At 73.9% G+C, this 17,093-nt stretch carries 14 protein-coding genes; 4 read left to right on the top strand and 10 right to left on the bottom strand.

Annotated features, from left to right (window positions below; translation table 11 throughout):
* Positions 1 to 95: 95 nt before the first annotated feature.
* The 8 genes from ACFYZS_RS29385 to hutU all read right to left on the bottom strand — a co-directional run bounded on the left by ACFYZS_RS29385 (position 96) and on the right by hutU (position 9,798).
* On the bottom strand, positions 96 to 1,427 hold the full coding sequence (locus tag ACFYZS_RS29385; RefSeq protein WP_389018869.1) for a hypothetical protein: 1,332 nt from the start codon (positions 1,425 to 1,427) through the stop codon (positions 96 to 98).
* Positions 1,424 to 2,527, bottom strand: a complete 1,104-nt coding sequence (locus ACFYZS_RS29380; RefSeq protein WP_389018866.1) for a hypothetical protein — start codon at positions 2,525 to 2,527, stop codon at positions 1,424 to 1,426. Before ACFYZS_RS29380 ends, ACFYZS_RS29385 begins: the two co-directional genes overlap by 4 nt.
* Complete coding sequence (locus tag ACFYZS_RS29375) at positions 2,524 to 3,561, bottom strand: hypothetical protein (protein WP_389018863.1); 1,038 nt, start codon at positions 3,559 to 3,561, stop codon at positions 2,524 to 2,526. Before ACFYZS_RS29375 ends, ACFYZS_RS29380 begins: the two co-directional genes overlap by 4 nt.
* Before the next feature lie 17 nt (positions 3,562 to 3,578).
* Positions 3,579 to 4,247, bottom strand: a complete 669-nt coding sequence (locus tag ACFYZS_RS29370) for an LPXTG cell wall anchor domain-containing protein (protein ID WP_389018861.1) — start codon at positions 4,245 to 4,247, stop codon at positions 3,579 to 3,581.
* Positions 4,248 to 4,375: 128 nt separating this feature from the next.
* Positions 4,376 to 5,554 (bottom strand): imidazolonepropionase, encoded by a 1,179-nt coding sequence (gene hutI / locus ACFYZS_RS29365; RefSeq protein ID WP_389018858.1) that lies wholly within the window; start codon positions 5,552 to 5,554, stop codon positions 4,376 to 4,378.
* Positions 5,555 to 5,576: 22 nt separating this feature from the next.
* Positions 5,577 to 6,917, bottom strand: a complete 1,341-nt coding sequence (locus ACFYZS_RS29360; RefSeq protein WP_389018991.1) for a formimidoylglutamate deiminase — start codon at positions 6,915 to 6,917, stop codon at positions 5,577 to 5,579.
* The gene (locus ACFYZS_RS29355; protein ID WP_389018989.1) at positions 6,908 to 8,098 is read right to left on the bottom strand and encodes an allantoate amidohydrolase; all 1,191 of its coding nucleotides are present in this window, start codon (positions 8,096 to 8,098) and stop codon (positions 6,908 to 6,910) included. The genes ACFYZS_RS29360 and ACFYZS_RS29355 overlap by 10 nt, the downstream gene beginning before the upstream one ends.
* 35 nt (positions 8,099 to 8,133) lie before the next feature.
* The gene (hutU, locus tag ACFYZS_RS29350; RefSeq protein ID WP_389018855.1) at positions 8,134 to 9,798 is read right to left on the bottom strand and encodes a urocanate hydratase; all 1,665 of its coding nucleotides are present in this window, start codon (positions 9,796 to 9,798) and stop codon (positions 8,134 to 8,136) included.
* Between the two features lie 104 nt (positions 9,799 to 9,902).
* Here hutU and ACFYZS_RS29345 point away from each other — a divergent pair, with 104 nt between their 5' ends.
* The gene (locus ACFYZS_RS29345) at positions 9,903 to 11,255 is read left to right on the top strand and encodes a diaminopimelate decarboxylase (protein WP_389018852.1); all 1,353 of its coding nucleotides are present in this window, start codon (positions 9,903 to 9,905) and stop codon (positions 11,253 to 11,255) included.
* Between the two features lie 15 nt (positions 11,256 to 11,270).
* On the opposite strand, the gene ACFYZS_RS29340 is transcribed toward ACFYZS_RS29345, so the two are convergent.
* A complete protein-coding gene (locus ACFYZS_RS29340) occupies positions 11,271 to 12,116 on the bottom strand; it encodes a MurR/RpiR family transcriptional regulator (protein ID WP_389018849.1) in 846 nt (281 codons plus the stop codon).
* A gap of 204 nt (positions 12,117 to 12,320) precedes the next feature.
* On the opposite strand from ACFYZS_RS29340, the gene ACFYZS_RS29335 reads away from it, so the two are divergent.
* A complete protein-coding gene (locus ACFYZS_RS29335; protein WP_389018846.1) occupies positions 12,321 to 12,692 on the top strand; it encodes a hypothetical protein in 372 nt (123 codons plus the stop codon).
* A 307-nt stretch (positions 12,693 to 12,999) separates the two neighbouring features.
* On the opposite strand, the gene ACFYZS_RS29330 is transcribed toward ACFYZS_RS29335, so the two are convergent.
* Positions 13,000 to 14,382, bottom strand: coding sequence for a cystathionine beta-synthase (locus ACFYZS_RS29330; protein ID WP_229345361.1), 1,383 nt, complete (start codon positions 14,380 to 14,382; stop codon positions 13,000 to 13,002).
* 122 nt (positions 14,383 to 14,504) lie between these two features.
* Between ACFYZS_RS29330 and ACFYZS_RS29325 the strand changes: the two genes are divergently transcribed.
* Both ACFYZS_RS29325 and ACFYZS_RS29320 read left to right on the top strand, forming a co-directional pair.
* Positions 14,505 to 15,578: an SGNH/GDSL hydrolase family protein gene (locus ACFYZS_RS29325; RefSeq protein WP_389018844.1), complete on the top strand. Its 1,074-nt coding sequence runs from the start codon at positions 14,505 to 14,507 to the stop codon at positions 15,576 to 15,578.
* A gap of 213 nt (positions 15,579 to 15,791) precedes the next feature.
* Entirely contained in the window at positions 15,792 to 17,012 is a 1,221-nt protein-coding gene (locus tag ACFYZS_RS29320; RefSeq protein WP_389018842.1) for an acetyl-CoA C-acetyltransferase, read from the top strand.
* The last annotated feature ends 81 nt before the right edge of the window (positions 17,013 to 17,093 follow it).

The raw sequence follows: 17,093 nt of genomic DNA, 5'->3' as shown, positions 1-17,093 counted from the left end.
GCACCGGGCCGCCCGTTCGTTTTCCCCCGAAGGGGTGGAACCCGCGGCGCACGCCGGTTGCCGCGCGCTGCGGGCCGTGCCGTGGGAGCCGAGGGTCAGCGCGTGCCGCGCAGGCGGCGCCACGGGGTGAACGTGAAGACCGCGCCACCGAGCAGGATCACCGTGCCGGCGACCAGGGCCAGGGCCTTGATCCCGCCGTCGTCCCCGGCGCCCGTCTCGGCGAGGCCGCCCGAAGCGGAGGTGGAGCCGGTGGTGGAGGGCGAGCCGGAGCCGCCCTCCTGGGCCGTGGTGTCGAGCTCCAGCGAGACGCCGCTGCTGGCCGCCTTGCAGGGCACGTTGATCGGCGTGGCCCCCGGGGCCATCGTGACGTCGATCGTCAGCTGGTCCGGGCTCAGCGTGACCTTGCCGGTCTTGCCGGGCTTGTAGGTGCCGGTCATGTCGCTGAGGCTGACCGGGGCCTTGTCCGGGATCGGCTCGGCGTTGGCCGGGCCGGAGACCTTGACCATGCCGCTGTCGGCGCCGCCGAGCTTGATGTTCATCGAGGGCTTGAGGGCGCCCGCCGGCAGGGCCATCGGGCTGGCCATCGCGCCCTTGGCGGTCTTGACGGTCAGGTCGTAGCTGCCGCCGTTCTTCTTGGCGTTGATCGTGACCGGGGTCTTGATGCCGCCGGGGACGACCGGGCCGCAGTCGAAGGCGACCTCCACGGGCTTTCCGGGGAAGTCGGTCTGGCCGCCGGCCCCGCCGTTCGTCGCCCCTCCGTTGGTCGCGCCGCCGTTCGTCGCCCCTCCGTTGGTGGCACCGCCGTTCGTGGCACCGCCGTTGGTCGCACCGCCGTTGGTCGCACCGCCGTTGGTCGCCCCGCCGTTGGTCGTGCCGCCCGTGGTGCCGGCCGCCACGTCGATGGTGGCCCCGACGCCCACGGCGCCCGTGGGCGCGCACTTGGTGACGAAGGTGCCGAAGGAGAAGGTGACCGCGACGTCGTACTTGCCGGGGGTCAGCGTGATCTTGCCCGCCTTGGTGAGCTTCAACTTCCCCTTCATCGTGGACATCTGCATGGGGGCCTTCTTGGGGATCGGCGGGTTCTTCTTCTCCCCGACGACCTTCAGCTCGCCTCCCCCGCCGCCCACCGTGATCCAGCCGGTGGGCTGGACCGAGTCCTGCGGGATGTCCATGAGGTCCGTGTTGTTCGAGGCCGGCTTCACGGTCTCCCAGGTCACCTCGACCTCGTCACCGACCTTCGCCGAGGCCGGGGCGGTGACCTTGGCGGTGGTCTCGCCCTCCACCGGGTCGCCGCCGCCCGCCGGCGGCACGCACTTGACGTTGAACTTGGTCTCGGCCGCCTGGGCCGGAGCGGCCCCGATGGCGATGCCGGCGCCGCCGAGCAGCAGCGCGATCACGGCCGCGCTCACCCTCCGTTGGGTCTTCACAAATGCCCCTTCGTCGTCGGACTGTTCTCAGACGGTGCGGACGCCTGTGGTACGTGTGGGGAACTCGGCCCCGGCGCGCTGTCCGGGGTGAACCACGGCAGGACCGCCGTGGTGGTCAGGGTGGGGTCCGGCGCGGCCGCCGGCCCGGGCTCCCGCTCCGGCACCGGGGCCTTCGCACCACGGTGGCGACCGCCGCCCGGCGGCGCCGTACGCGGCCGGACCTTGTCCACGACGGCCATGCCGACGCGGAAGACCGCGGCCGGGACCACCAGCAGGAGCAGCCCCCAGAACAGCAGGACCCCGTACGGGCGGTCCACGCCCCAGGGCTGGGTGGCCACGACCGTGTCCCCGTACTTGAGGGAGACCGTGTAGTCCCCGTGCGCCCCCGCCGCGAGGCTGACGTTCAGCCGGACCTCCGCCTTGCCGCCCGGCGGGATCGTGCCCTTCCACCGGACCTCGTCCCACAGCGGCGCGAACACCCCGTGGGCGGTGCCGAGCTGGAAGACCGGATCCTTGACCGGGGCCGAGCCGAGGTTGCCGACGGTGACCGTGAACTTCCGGCTGGGCGGGGCGCCGAACCAGGTGAGCACCCCGTCCTCGCCCTCCAGCCGGACCCCGGTGAGCATCGCCAGGCGGGCCGTGCCGGACTCCGCCGGCAGCTCGGCCACCGGGTGGTCGGTGATCTTCAGCGGGGCGGCGACGGTGGACTGGTCCCCGTTGACGGAGGTCACGTTGACCACGCAGGGGCAGGGCTTGGGCGGTGCCGCCACGGCCAGTTGGGCGGCGAAGCGCCCGTCGTCGCCGACGGAGACCGCGGCCCCCTCGGCGTTGGCGCAGCTGTTGGTGCCGCCGATCATGTTCTGCCCGCAGACCAGCAGCATCACCAGGGTCTTGGCGCGCCAGCCGGTGCCGGTGACGGTGATCTCGGCGCCCTTCGCGGCCTCCTGGAGCGAGAGCGCCACGGCGGGCTTGCCCTCGGCGGCGACGGCCGCCGGGGCGGGGAACAGGAGCAGGGCGCACAGCGCCAGCCCCGCCGCGATGAAGGCCACGGCCCTGCCGCCGGCCGGTCCGCCGGCCGTCCCGCCGACCCTTCCGCTCACCTGGATGCTCCCGTCAGCTCGTGTTCCGGTGCCCGGTTCCCCGCGGGTACGGGCTCCCCGCCCGCCGCGGCTCCGCCACGGGCCCGCCGCTTGCGTACGAGGAGCAGCGCGGCCAGGGCGACCCCGCCGAGGCCGAGCAGCCCGGCGCCGAGCCGGGCCGCGATCCCCCAGGGCACGAACCACGCGGAGGCGGTGGCGGTGGCCGGGGGCGCGCCGGGGGCGGTGACCGTGAGGGTGAGGTCGACCTCGTCGAGGACCGGGGCTCCGGGCCAGGGCTCGGTCAGCGACACCCGCTGGCCGGGGAGCAGTTCCACGGGCAGGGCGCGGGAGGTGCGGCCCGGGACCTCGCCGAAGAGCCCCTCGGCGCGCAGGGCCAGTTCGGGGGCGAGGACCACGTTGCCCCGGTTGACCAGGGTGTACGCGACGACCGCGCGGGCGCCGCGGCCCCGTACAAAGACGTCCTCGACCGTGAGCGCGGCCAGCGTCGGGCCGCCGACGCGCAGGTGGACCCGTACGCCCGCCTCGCGGCCGTCGGCGGTGGCGATGACGGCGGCCGGGTGCTCGCCGGGCAGGGAGGCCGGCGGCAGGGTGACGGTGAAGGGGACCACCGCGCGGGTGCGGGGCGGGACCTTCACGGTGGTGGCGGTCCCGAAGCTGATCCAGGAGCCGGCGCCCGGGACCGCGCCGTCGCGGCGGCCCGCGTCCGCGGGATCGGCCGGGCGTACGGCGAGGGCGCCGTCGGCCGTGTTGTAGGCGTCGGCCCCGCGCAGGGTGACGGTGCGCTCCCGGTCGGAGGTGTTGGTCAGGGCCAGCCGGTCCTCCAGGACGGTGCCGGCGGGACCCGCGAGGTAGAAGTACGGGCGCGCCGGCGCGGCGCCGCCGGCCGCGGGCTCGGCGGTCCAGCCGGGCTCGTCGGCGGCGGCTGCGGCGGTGGCGGTGGCCGCGCCCGCGGCCCCGAGCAACAGGACGGCGGAGAGCAACGCGGTGCACAGGCGCTGGACGGTGGCGGGGGTGGGGGTGTGGAGCACGGGCATGGCCGGGGGTGCTCCGTTCAGGACCGGGCCCGCTGGCCGCGCCGGGTCAGCCAGAGCACGCCGGCGGCGCCGGTGAGCAGCACGGTGGCGCCGAGGGTGCCGAGGGCGAGGGCGGAGTCGGTGGGTCCGGTCTGCGGGAGGGTGTCCTCCGCGGCGCCGGGGCCCTCGGACCCCGCGGCGCCCGTCACGTCCAGCTCCAGGGAGGGCTTGGGGCTGTTGCCGGGGGTGCAGGTGGTGGTGGTCCCCAGCGCCTTGATGGTGAGCACGCCCGCGGTGAAGGTGACCTTGCCGCTCTTCTTGGGGGTGTAGGTGCCCGAGAGATCGGTGATCTTGATGGGGGTGTTGGCGGGCACGGCCTCGGGGTTGGACGCACCCGAGACCGGCACGGACGCCTTCTCGGCGCCGCCGACGAGGACGACGGCGCTGGGGCTCATGGCGCCCTTGCCGAGTTCGACGGGGCTGGACGAGACGCCCTTCTGGAAGGACATCGTCAGCTTGTACCCGTCGCCCTCCTTGACGGCCTTGATGTCGATCGGCGAGACCGCCGACTTGTCCCCGATGGGGGTCTTGCAGTCGTACGCGACGTCGACGACGTCGGCATGGGCCGCGGGGGCGGCCAGCAGGACCGCCGCCGCGGCCAGCGCGGAGGCCAGCGCGAGCGCGGTGGAGCGTTTCCGGTCGGACACCTTCGTCTTCCCCTCGGGCCACGGGTTCCTGACGTGCCGGTTCCTGACGGCACATCAGATCGGTGGCTCAAGGTACGCCCGGGGCCCTACGGAGGGAAGACAAAGGACAGGCCCGGATTGACCGTTCGTCAGTGCGCGCGGACACCCTTCTGCCAGACCGCCGAAACCAGCGGTACGCCCGGCCGGTAGGCCAGGTGGACGTGGCTCGGGGCCTCCAGGAGGGCCAGGTCGGCGCGGGCCCCGGGGGTGATCCGGCCGATGTCGCCGCGGCGCAGGGCGCGGGCGCCGCCGGCGGTGGCGGACCAGAGCGCCTCGTCCGGGGTCATCCCCATGTCGCGTACGGCGAGCGCGATGCAGAAGGGCATGGAGCTCGTGTACGAGGAGCCCGGGTTGCAGTCGGTGGACAGCGCGACGGTGGCGCCCGCGTCGATCAGGCGGCGGGCGTCGGGCCACTGGGCGCGGGTGGAGAACTCGGCGCCGGGAAGGAGGGTGGCCACGGTGGTGTCCGCCGCCTGGACGAGGGCGTCGACGTCGGCGTCGGTGAGGTGGGTGCAGTGGTCGGCGGAGGCGGCCTCCAGCTCCACGGCGAGCTGCACGCCGGGTCCGTAGGACAGCTGGTTGGCGTGGACGCGCGGGATCAGCCCGGCGGCGGCGCCGGCGGTGAGGATCGCACGGGCCTGGTCCCCGTCGAAGGCGCCCTTCTCGCAGAACACGTCGACCCAGCGGGCGTACGGGGCGCAGGCCGCCAGCATCTCGCCGGTGACGAGGTCGACGTAGCCGGCCGGGTCCTCGGCGTAGTCGGGGGAGACGATGTGCGCGCCGAGGTAGGTGACCTCCTCGGTGTGCGCGGCGGCGATGCGCAGGGCGCGGGCCTCGTCGGCGACGGTCAGCCCGTAGCCGGACTTGGTCTCGAAGGTGGTGGTCCCCTGGCGCCGGGCCTCGTCGAGGTGCCGGACGAGGCCCGCTTCGAGCTCCGCGTCGGTGGCGGCGCGGGTGGCGGCGACGGTGGTGCGGATCCCGCCCGCGGAGTAGCTCCGCCCGGACATGCGGGCGTTGAACTCGGCGGTGCGGTCACCGGCGAAGACGAGGTGGGAGTGGGAGTCGACGAAGCCGGGGATGAGGGCCCGGCCTCTCGCGTCGAACACGGAGTCGGCGGCCGGGGCCCCGTCGGCCGGGCCGACCCAGGCGACGGCCTCGCCGTCGATGACGACGGCCGCGTCCCGGACGAGCCCGAGGGGGCCGCCGTCGCCGAGGGCGGGGTCGTTGGTGACGAGGCTGCCGATGTTGGTGACGAGGGTGGTGGTCATGGTTCCCTTCGGGAGGACGGCGTCAGCCGCGGACGGCCGCGATGGACTCGGACAGGGCGGAAGGGACGTCCGGCACCAGGGTGTGCGACCCGTCGCGCACCACGTGCCGGCCGCCGACCACCGTGTGGCGGACGTCCGCGGCCGTCGCCGCGAAGACGGCCGTCTCCGCGCCGAGCCGCGGCAGCGGCCCCGCCGTACGGACGGAGTCCAGGGCGATCGTGGTGAAGTCCGCGAGTGCCCCCGCCTCCAGGCGGCCCGCGTCCGCGAGCCCCAGCGCCGCGTGCCCGTCCTGCGTGGCGGCGGTGAGCAGCGAGTTCGCCGTCCAGTGCCCGCGGGTCCGGCTCCGCAGCCGCTCGTTGAGCTCCATCGCGCGGGCCTCCTCCAGGAGGTCGATCACCGCGTGGCTGTCGCTGCCGAGCGAGAGCGGGCTGCCCGCGTGCTGGAGCCGCCCGGCCGGGCCGATGCCGTCGGCGAGGTCCCGTTCCGTCGTGGGGCACATGCACGTACCGGTCGTGGTCGCGCCCAGCAGCGCGATGTCCCCGTCCGTCAGGTGCGTGTTGTGGACCCCGGTCGTCCGCGGGCCGAGCACCCCGTGGTCGGCCAGCAGCTGCGTCGGCGTGCGCCCGTGCGCGGCCTGGCAGGCCTCGTTCTCGGCGGTCTGCTCCGAGAGGTGCACGTGCAACGGGGCCCGCCGCTCCTGGGCCCAGCGGGAGACGGTGGCCAGCTGGTCCGCCGGCACGGCGCGTACGGAATGGATCGCCGCCCCGATCAGCGCGTGCCCGCGCGGCTTCAGGGCCGAGACCCGCTCCGCCCACGCCTCGGCCGTCCCGTCCGAGAACCGCAGCTGGTGGCGGTTGGGCGCCTCGCCGAAGCCCGACGACAGGTAGGCCGTGTCGAGCAGCGTGATCCGGATGCCGGCCGCCGCGGCCGCCTCGATGAGGGCCTCGCCCATCGCGTTGGGGTCGGCGTAGGGGGCGCCGCCCGGCGCGTGGTGCACGTAGTGGAACTCGCCGACGTTGGTGATGCCGGCCAGCGCCATCTCCGCGTACACCGCGCGCGCGAGCGCGAAGTACGTGTCGGGGGTGAGGTTCTGGGCGACCTGGTACATGAACTCGCGCCAGGTCCAGAAGGTCCCGGAGCCCACCTGCACCAGCGAGCGCAGCGCCCGGTGGAAGGCGTGCGAATGCGCGTTGGCCAGCCCGGGGACGGTCAGGCCGCGCAGCACCTCGGCGCCCGGCGGCGGGGCCTCGACCCCGGTCCGCAGGGCGGCGATCCGCCCGTCGGCGCCCGCGTCGAGGGCCACGCCCGGCTCGACGTGCGTGCCGAGCCAGGCGTGTTCCAACCAGTACGTCTTCACCGGCAGGCCAGTCCTTCCAGTACGTCGGCCAGCGCGAGGACACCGGCCACGCAGTCGTCCTCGGGGGCGAACTCCTTCGGCGAGTGGGAGACGCCGGTCGGGTTCCGTACGAACAGCATCGCGGTCGGGACGGCCGCCGAGAGGATTCCGGCGTCGTGTCCCGCCCCGGTGCCCAGGACGGGGACGGAGCCGCCGAGGATGCGGTTCATCTCGTCGCGCAGGGCGTGCTCGAACTCGACGACGGGCGTGAAGGACTCCCGTACGACGGCCAGGTCGATGCCTTCCTGGTCGGCGCGCTCGCGGGCGGCCTTCTCGATGGCGGTGACCACGGTGTCCAGCGTCGCCTGGTCGGCGGCGCGGGAGTCGAGCCAGCCGCGCACCAGCGAGGGGATGGCGTTGACGCCGTTCGGCTCGACGGAGATCTTGCCGAAGGTCGCGACGGCGCCGGCGAGGGCCGCCTCGGTGCGGGCGGCCAGGACCGTCGACGCGTACGTGAGCATCGGGTCGCGGCGGTCCACGAGACGGGTGGTGCCGGCGTGGTTGGCCTCGCCGCGGAAGTCGAACCGCCAGCGGCCGTGCGGCCAGATCGCGGAGGCGATGCCGACGGCGTCGCCGGACAGGTCCAGCGCCCGGCCCTGCTCGACGTGCAGTTCGACGAAGGCGCCGATGCGGGCGAGGCGCTGCGGATCGGCACCGATGGCCGAGGGGTCGTACCCGGCGGCCTCCATGGCCTCGGGCAGGCTGATCCCGTCGGCGTCGCGGAGCTCGTACGCCTTCTCCTTGGTCAGCTGCCCGGCGGCGAGCCGGGAGCCGACGCAGGCGAGGCCGAAGCGGGCCCCTTCCTCGTCGCCGAAGTTGGTGATGGCCAGGGGCCTGGCGAACTCCGCGCCCCTCCTGCGGAGTTCGTCCAGGGCCGCGAAGGAGGACACCACGCCGAGGGGGCCGTCGAAGGCGCCGCCGTCGGGCACGGAGTCCAGGTGGGAGCCGGTGACGACGGCGTCACCGGCGAGGGGGTCGCCGAGCCAGGCCCACTGGTTGCCGTTGCGGTCGGTCTCGTACGCGAGGCCGCGGGCCTCGGCCTGGGCCTGGAACCACGTCCGGCAGTCGGCGTCGGCCCCGGTCCACGCGTAGCGGCGGTAGCCGCCGGACTCGGCGTGGCGGCCGATGGGGGCGAGCTCGTTCCACATGCTGTGGAACGAGGCCGCCCCGGCGGGGTTGTCGCTCACGCGTCGTCGCCCTCGCGCATGGGGACGCGGACGCGGCGCTCGTCCGCCACCGTCTCGGCGATGTCGTAGCCCGCGTCGACGTGGCGGATGACGCCCATGCCCGGGTCGTTGGTGAGCACGCGGCGGATCTTCTCGCCCGCGAGCTTGGTGCCGTCGGCGACGGTGACCTGGCCGGCGTGGATCGAGCGGCCCATGCCGACGCCGCCGCCGTGGTGGATCGAGACCCAGGAGGCGCCGGAGGCGACGTTGACCATGGCGTTGAGCAGCGGCCAGTCGGCGATCGCGTCGGAGCCGTCGAGCATGGCCTCGGTCTCGCGGTACGGGGAGGCGACCGAGCCGCAGTCGAGGTGGTCGCGGCCGATGGCCAGGGGGGCGGCGAGGGTGCCGTCGGCCACCATCTCGTTGAAGCGCTCGCCGGCCTTGTCGCGCTCGCCGTAGCCGAGCCAGCAGATGCGCGCCGGAAGGCCCTGGAAGTGGACGCGCTCGCCGGCCATCTTGATCCAGCGGTGGAGGGACTCGTTCTCGGGGAAGAGCTCCAGCATCGCCTTGTCGGTCTTGTGGATGTCCGAGGCCTCGCCGGAGAGGGCCGCCCAGCGGAAGGGGCCCTTGCCCTCGCAGAAGAGGGGGCGGATGTAGGCCGGGACGAAGCCGGGGAAGGCGAACGCGCGGTCGTAGCCGGCCAGCTGGGCCTCGCCGCGGATGGAGTTGCCGTAGTCGAAGACCTCGGCGCCGGCGTCCATGAAGCCGACCATGGCCTCGACGTGCTTGGCCATGGACTCGCGGGCGCGGGCGGTGAAGCCGGCCGGGTCCTTGGCCGCGTACGCCGCCATGTCGTCGAAGTCGACGCCGACGGGCAGGTACGCGAGCGGGTCGTGGGCGCTCGTCTGGTCGGTGACGATGTCGATCGGGGCGCCCTCGGCGAGCATCTGCGGGAGCAGCTCGGCGGCGTTGCCGAGGAGGCCGATGGAGAGCGGCTTGCGGGCGTCGCGGGCCTCGACGGCCAGCTGGAGGGCGTGGCGCAGGTTGTCGGCCTTGACGTCCAGGTAGCGGTGCTCGATGCGGCGCTCGATGGCGCGCGGGTCGACGTCGATGCAGATCGCGACGCCGTCGTTCATCGTCACGGCCAGCGGCTGGGCGCCGCCCATGCCGCCGAGGCCGGCGGTGAGGGTGATGGTGCCGGCGAGGGTCCCGTTGAACTTCTTGGCGGCGACGGCCGCGAAGGTCTCGTACGTGCCCTGGAGGATGCCCTGGGTGCCGATGTAGATCCAGGAGCCCGCGGTCATCTGGCCGTACATGGTCAGGCCGAGGGCCTCCAGGCGGCGGAACTCCTCCCAGTTGGCCCAGTCGCCGACCAGGTTGGAGTTGGCGAGCAGGACGCGCGGCGCCCACTCGTGGGTCTGCATCACGCCGACCGGGCGGCCGGACTGGACGAGCATCGTCTCGTCCTGCTTGAGGGTGCGCAGGGTGCGGACCATCGCGTCGTACGAGCGCCAGTCGCGGGCGGCCTTGCCGGTGCCGCCGTAGACGACGAGCTTGTCGGGGTGCTCGGCGACCTCGGGGTCGAGGTTGTTCTGCAGCATCCGGAGGGCGGCTTCCTGCTGCCATCCCAGGGTGCTGAGCTCGGTGCCTCGCGCAGCACGTACGGGGCGGGGTCCTGACATGGCGGTGCCTCCTCCGATGTTGGGCAATCTATTCACATCCTGACTTCCTGAATAGATTCAGTCAACAGCTGCGGGCCGGGCGGCCGGATGATTGGCTGGCGGACATGGCTGCCGAGATGCACGCGCAGGGCGCCGCCGCGCGCCGGGACCTGGCCGTTCGGGCCGCGGTGGAGCAGGGTCTGGTGGGCGGGGCCGACGACGCGCCGCCGCTGGTCTGCCTGCTGGACACGGACGGGATCCGGGCCTCCGCCGCCGCCCTGACCGACGCCTTCGCGGCCGCGCTGCCACCCGGCACCCCCGTCCTGCACGCCTTCGCCGTGAAGGCCTGCCCGCTGGTGCCGGTGCTGCGGCTGCTGGCGGACGCCGGGCTCGGCTGCGAGGCGGCCGGCCCCGGCGAGCTGGCGCTGGCCCGGGCGGCCGGGGTGCCGGCCGCCCGCACCGTGCTGGACTCCCCCGCCAAGACGGCGGCCGAGCTGCGCGAGGCCCTGGCCCTGGGCGTCGCCGTCAACGCCGACAACCTCCGGGAACTGGAACGGCTCGACGCCCTGGTCGGCGCGGGCCGGCCCCGGTCCCAGATCGGCGTACGGATCAACCCCCAGACCGGGGCCGGCGCCATCGGCGCCCTGTCCACGGCCACGGCGACCTCGAAGTTCGGCGTCGCCCTGCGCGACCCGGGAGCCCGCGCCCGGCTGGTCCGCGCCTACCTCGACCGCCCGTGGCTGACCCGGCTGCACGTCCACTCGGGCTCCCAGGGCGTGCCCCTGGCCCTGATCGCGGAGGGGGTGCGGGACCTCCACGCGCTGGCCGAGGAGATCAACGCGGCGGCCGGGCGCCGCCAGGTCGACACCCTCGACATCGGGGGCGGCCTGCCGGTGAACTTCGCCTCCGACGAGCAGGATCCGACGTACGCGCGGTACGTCGGCGCGCTGCGCGAGGCGGTGCCCGCGCTCTTCGACGGCGGGTACGGGCTGGTGACGGAGTTCGGCCGGTCGCTGCTGGCCAAGCACGGGCTGGTGCTGGCGCGGGTGGAGTACACCAAGACCACGGGGGCCCGGCCGATCGCGCTCACCCACGCGGGGGTGCAGCTGGCGACCCGCACGGTGTACGCCCCGGCCCAGTGGCCGCTGCGGATCCTGCCGTACGACGCGAAGGGGGCTCCGAAGGCCGGCGACCCGGTCGCCCAGGACGTGGCCGGGCCGGCCTGCTTCGCGGGGGACCTCCTGGCGACGGCCCGGGAGCTGCCGCTCCTGGCCCCGGGCGACCTGATCGGCGTCCCGGACACCGGCGCGTACTTCTTCACCGCCCACTACGGCTACAACAGCCTCCCGCGCCCGGCGGTGCACGGCTTCACGGTCACCCCGCAGGCCGGCGTCCGCTTCGCGGAGGTCCGCCCCGCCCAGTCCCTCGCGGAGATCGTCGCCGAATCGGGCGGCCCCCTGCGCGACGCGCTGCTGTAGCCCCGGGCCCGGGGGTCACTCCACGAACAGGCCCCGCGCCGCCGCGCGGGCGTCGAAGGCCTCCAGGCGGGCCTGGGCGTCGGGAAGGGCGTCGGCCATGGCCTCCAGGAGGACGCGGCCCAGCAGCATCGGCGCGCACGCCGTGTCGAAGGCCAGGCCCGTGCCGACCGGCGCCGGGATCAGGAGGTCCGAGGAGCGGGCCACCGGCGCGAAGGCCGAGTCGGCCACCGTCACCACCTTCAGCCCCGCCTCCCGGGCGTGCTCCAGCGCCTCCGCCACCTCCCGCGGATACCGCGGCAGCGCGAAGCACAGCAGCGCCGAAGCCCCGGCCCCGGCCGCCGCGTCGATCCGGTCGGCGAGCATCGAGCCGCCCTCGTCGAGGAGCCGTACGTCCGGATGCACCTTGGCGGCGAAGTACGCGAACCCGCGCGCCTGCGAGGAGGCCGCCCGCAGCCCCAGTACGGGCAGCGGGCTGGAGGCGGCCAGCACCCGCCCCGCCTCCTCGACCGGCGACGGATCGGCGAGCATCGCCGACAGCTGCCGCAGGTTCTCGATCTCGCCCTGGACGGCCTGCTGGTACTCGTTGTACGCGTCCTCCCGCGCGGCCGCGGCCGCGCGCTCGGCGGGCGCCACCTCGCGCAGGTGCCGGCGCAGCGCCGGATAACCGTCGAAGCCGAGCGCCACCGCGAACCGCGTCACCGACGGCTGGCTCACCCCGGCCAGCTCGGCGAGCTCCACGCTCGACAAGAACGGCACGTCGGCCGCCCCGCGCACCATGCAGTGCGCGATCCGGCGCTGGGTGGGTGTCAGCCGGTGCCCCTCGAACAGCGTCTGCAGCCTGGCTGCCGGGCTGTCGCTCATCCCGACCCCTCCGTCCCCGTGATTATTCAGTCACCGAGCACTCTGCATGCGGTTATGCAGCACGGCAAGCCGCGGACCGCTCCGCGAGACGTTCCCGGGCAGGGAGGGCGCGGGACAACGGCAGCGGGGATGCGCGGGGGGGTACGCGGGGATACGGGGGCTAACCCCAGTGCCCAGGCCGACCGCCGTTCCTACGCTGGGCGCATGGAGTCCCAGGAGCTGAAGAAGGAACTCGACGCGACGTTGGACGCCCGGCGCGAGCTGGGGCCGGACTACGAGGCCGCGCTCGTGGACTCCTTCGTGGAGAAGGTCGACACCCAGGTCCGTCGCCGACTGGCCGAGGAGCGCCTGGCCGCCGCCCGCGGCGGCCCCGGCGGCGCGCCGTCCCCGCTGGAGGGCGGCTTCGGCGAACGCTTCGGCTTCGCCATCGTCACGCTGGTCCTGGCGATCCCGCTGTCGGCCATCGGCGCCACGCAGGCCGGGTTCAGCGGCCTGCTCGTGGCCTGGGCGGGCGTGCTCGGCGTGAACCTCGTCCACGCGACGAAGCGCCTGCGCCCCCGCGACCGGGCCGAGTGACGCGCCGGACCGGGAGAAGTGTGCGCGGGGACCGCCGCACCCTCGCACGGGGCGAGGGGCGGGACGACGGCGGTCCCCGCGAAGGACACGGGCCGGGTCAGGGCCGTCCGCGTCCGTGGCGTTCGCGCGGTCCGGGAGCCGCTCCGGAAGTACGCCAACGCCGTTCGGTGGTGCCGGCCGGGACGTTTCCGTTCCCTGCCGACAACCACCACTGTGCCGGAGCCGTGTTAAGCCGGTGCTGCCGTCACATGACGGGCCCGTACCTTTTGCGCGACGGGCACTTCGGCCATTCCTCGCGGCAGTTCGGCTACTTCGCGCCCTTGGCGAGGAACGCCAGCAGGTCCTGACGGCTCACCACACCGGTCGGCTTGCCCTCGACCAGCACGATCGCCGCGTCCGCCTCGCCCAGCACGGACATCAGCTCGGACACCGGCTCGCCCGAACCGACCTGCGGCAGCGGCCGGCTCATGTGCTTCTCCAGCGGGTCCGACAGCGAGGCCTGCTTCGCGAACAGCGCCGCGAGCAGCTCCTTCTCCACGACCGAGCCGATGACCTCGGCGGCCATCACGTCCGGGTGGCCGGCGCCGGGCTTGACGATCGGCATCTGGGAGACGCCGTACTCGCGCAGCACCTCGATGGCCTCGCCCACGGTCTCCTCGGGGTGCATGTGGACGAGGGAGGGGATGCCGCCCTCCTTGTCGTTCAGCACGTCGCCGATGCGAGCCGCCGGGCCCGCCTCCTCCAGGAAGCCGTGACCGGCCATCCACTCGTCGCTGAAGATCTTGCTGAGGTAGCCGCGGCCGCTGTCCGGCAGCAGGACGACGACCACGTCGTCCGGGCCGAGCCCCTCGGCGGCCTTCAGCGCCGCGACGACCGCCATGCCGCAGGAGCCGCCGACGAGCAGGCCCTCCTCCTTGGCGAGGCGGCGGGTCATCTGGAAGGAGTCCTTGTCGGACACCGCGATGATCTCGTCCGTCACGTTCGGGTCGTAGGCGGTCGGCCAGAAGTCCTCGCCGACGCCCTCGACCAGGTACGGACGGCCCGAGCCGCCGGAGTAGACCGAGCCCTCGGGGTCGGCGCCGATGACCTTGACCTTGCCGCCGGACACCTCCTTGAGGTAGTTGCCCGTACCCGAGATCGTGCCGCCCGTGCCGACGCCCGCGACGAAGTGGGTGATCTTCCCGTCCGTCTGCTCCCACAGCTCGGGACCGGTGGTCTCGTAGTGCGAACGGGGGTTGTTCGGGTTGCTGTACTGGTCGGGCTTCCAGGCGCCGGGCTCGCGCGCGAGGCGGTCGGAGACGTTGTAGTACGAGTCCGGGTGCTCCGGGTCGACGGCGGTCGGGCAGACCACGACCTCGGCTCCGTACGCGCGCATCACGTTGATCTTGTCCATGGACACCTTGTCAGGGCAGACGAAGATGCACTTGTAGCCCTTCTGCTGGGCCACGATGGCGAGTCCTACACCGGTGTTGCCGCTGGTGGGCTCCACGATGGTGCCGCCGGGCTTGAGGGCACCGCTCTGCTCGGCGGCCTCGATCATCCGGACGGCGATCCGGTCCTTCACGGATCCACCGGGATTGAAGTACTCGACCTTGGCAAGGACGGTGGCCTGCAGGCCTTCGGTCACACGGTTGAGCTTCACCAGCGGGGTGTTGCCGACGAGGCTGATCATCGAGTCGTGGAATTGCACCATGTTCTCCAGGGAGGGGACTCCACGGGTTCTCCGGGAGGTCCCGCCAGACTAAGCGGAAAGGGATTGGCCGACCGGCACTACGGGGCAGGTAGGTCATCGAGACCGGACGGGAAAGGGAGGTGGCTCGAGGGGTGTCCAGGGCGAGGACGGCCCGCCGGATCGCGGCGGGCGCGGCGTACGGCGGAGGCGGGCTCGGGCTGGTCGGAGCCGCCGCCGTGGGGCTGGTGCTGGCGGAGGTGCAGTTCGCGAAGCGGACGGTGGGCACCGGGCTCGGCGATCCGCCGCGGGCGGACGGGCTGTACGGGAGCGAGTTCGCGGGGCCGTCCGGCGCCGGTGCGCAGCCGGGCCAGACGCCGCTGCGGCTGGGCATGATGGGCGACTCCACGGCCGCCGGGCTCGGCGTGCGCCGGGCCAGACAGACCCCGGCCGCGCTGCTGGCCTCCGGGCTGGCGGCGGTGGCCGAGCGGCCGGTGGTGCTGCGGAACGTGGCCGTATCCGGGGCCATGTCCGACGACCTCGACCGGCAGGCCGGGCTGCTCCTGGACGGGGAGCTGCCGCCGCCGGACGTGTGCGTGATCATGATCGGCGCGAACGACGTGACGCGGCGCATGCCCCCGACGCAGTCGGTGCGCCACCTGACCTCCGCCGTACGAAGACTGCGGCTCGCGGGCTCCGAAGTGGTGGTCGGCACCTGCCCCGACCTGGGCACCATCGAGCCGGTGTACCAGCCGCTGCGGTGGCTGGCCCGGCGGGTCTCGCGCCAGCTGGCGGCCGCCCAGACGATAGGGGTCGTCGCACTGGGGGCCCGTACGGTCTCCATGGGTGACCTGCTGGGCCCGGAGTTCGCGGCGAACCCGCGCGAGATGTTCGGCCCGGACTCGTACCACCCGTCGGCGGAGGGCTACGCGACGGCGGCCATGGCCGTCCTGCCCACGCTGTGCGCGGCGCTCTCCCTGTGGCCGGAGTCGGACCGGCTGGAGGTGGCGCGGAACGAGGACATGCTGCCGGTGGCCAAGGCGGCGTCGGCCGCCGCCGGGCAGGCGGGCACGGAGGTCACCCCGGCCCGCGGGCCGTGGGCCCTGCTCAAGCACCGCCGCCGCAGGCGGGTCCCGGCCGAGGACCTGTCGGCCCCGACCACCCGGTCGGCGGGCCCGGCCCTGCCGCCCCGGGCCGACACCCCCTCCCCCAGCTGACGCCGCGCCGCCCGCCGCCCCGCCGCAGCTCCGGCGCTCGGGGCGCGCGGCGCGGGGCCGGGCCGGGGGCCCGGAACACGAGCACGGCCCCCGCGCGTTCTCCCCGCGGAGCGACCGGCATCACACGCCCAAGTCGGTGACCTCGACCGTACGGGCCGGTAACTTCGCTTGCGGTCCAGCAACGAGCCGCAACTCACCCCCCTTGGAGCCCCGATGCCCGAAGCAGTCATCGTTTCCACCGCCCGCTCCCCCATCGGGCGCGCCTTCAAGGGCTCCCTCAAGGACGTGCGCCCGGACGACCTGACCGCCACGATCATCCAGGCCGCCCTCGCCAAGATCCCCGAGCTGGACCCGCGCCAGATCGACGACCTGATGCTCGGCTGCGGCCTCCCCGGCGGCGAGCAGGGCAACAACCTGGCCCGCATCGTGGCCGTGCAGATGGGCATGGACTTCCTGCCCGGCACCACGATCACCCGCTACTGCTCCTCCTCCCTGCAGACCTCCCGCATGGCGCTGCACGCCATCAAGGCGGGCGAGGGCGACGTGTTCATCTCGGCCGGCGTCGAGATGGTCTCGCGGTTCGCCAAGGGCAACTCCGACTCCTGGCCCGACACCCACAACCCGCTCTTCGCCGACGCCGAGGCCCGCACGGCCGCCGTCGCGCAGAGCGAGGGCTCCTCGTGGCACGACCCGCGCGAGGACGGCCTCGTCCCCGACGCCTACATCGCGATGGGCCAGACCGCCGAGAACCTGGCCCGGATCAAGGGCGTGACCCGCCAGGACATGGACGAGTTCGGCGTCCGCTCGCAGAACCTCGCCGAGGCCGCCATCAAGAACGGCTTCTGGGAGCGGGAGATCACCCCGGTCACCACCCCCGACGGCACGGTCGTCTCCGGGGACGACGGCCCGCGCGCCGGCGTCACCCTGGAAGGCGTCCAGGGCCTCAAGCCCGTCTTCCGCCCCGACGGCCTGGTCACGGCCGCCAACTGCTGCCCGCTCAACGACGGCGCCGCCGCGCTGGTCATCATGAGCGACACCAAGGCGCGGGAGCTGGGCCTGACCCCGCTGGCCCGGATCGTCTCCACCGGTGTCACCGGCCTCTCCCCCGAGATCATGGGCCTCGGCCCGGTCGAGGCGTCGAAGCAGGCCCTCAAGCGCGCCGGTCTGACCGTCGGCGACATCGACCTGTTCGAGATCAACGAGGCCTTCGCGGCCCAGGTCATCCCGTCGTACCGGGACCTGGAGATCCCGCTGGAGAAGCTGAACGTCAACGGTGGCGCCATCGCCGTCGGTCACCCGTTCGGGATGACCGGTGCCCGCATCACCGGCACCCTGATCAACAGCCTCCAGTTCCACGACAAGCAGTTCGGCCTCGAGACCATGTGCGTCGGCGGCGGCCAGGGCATGGCGATGGTCATCGAGCGGCTGAGCTGAGCCGGAGCGAGGGTAGGGGCGCCGCGAGGAACTGAGCTGGTTCCACCGTCCAGGCGCCGCAAGGGATCCGCTTGATCCCTT

Origin of the sequence: Streptomyces sp. NPDC001903 (assembly GCF_042891345.1) — a bacterium.
In the GTDB taxonomy this organism is placed as follows: Bacteria; Actinomycetota; Actinomycetes; order Streptomycetales; family Streptomycetaceae; genus Streptomyces.
The sequence above is the reverse complement of the archived record's forward strand: the minus strand, read 5'-3'. Positions and strand labels throughout refer to the sequence as shown.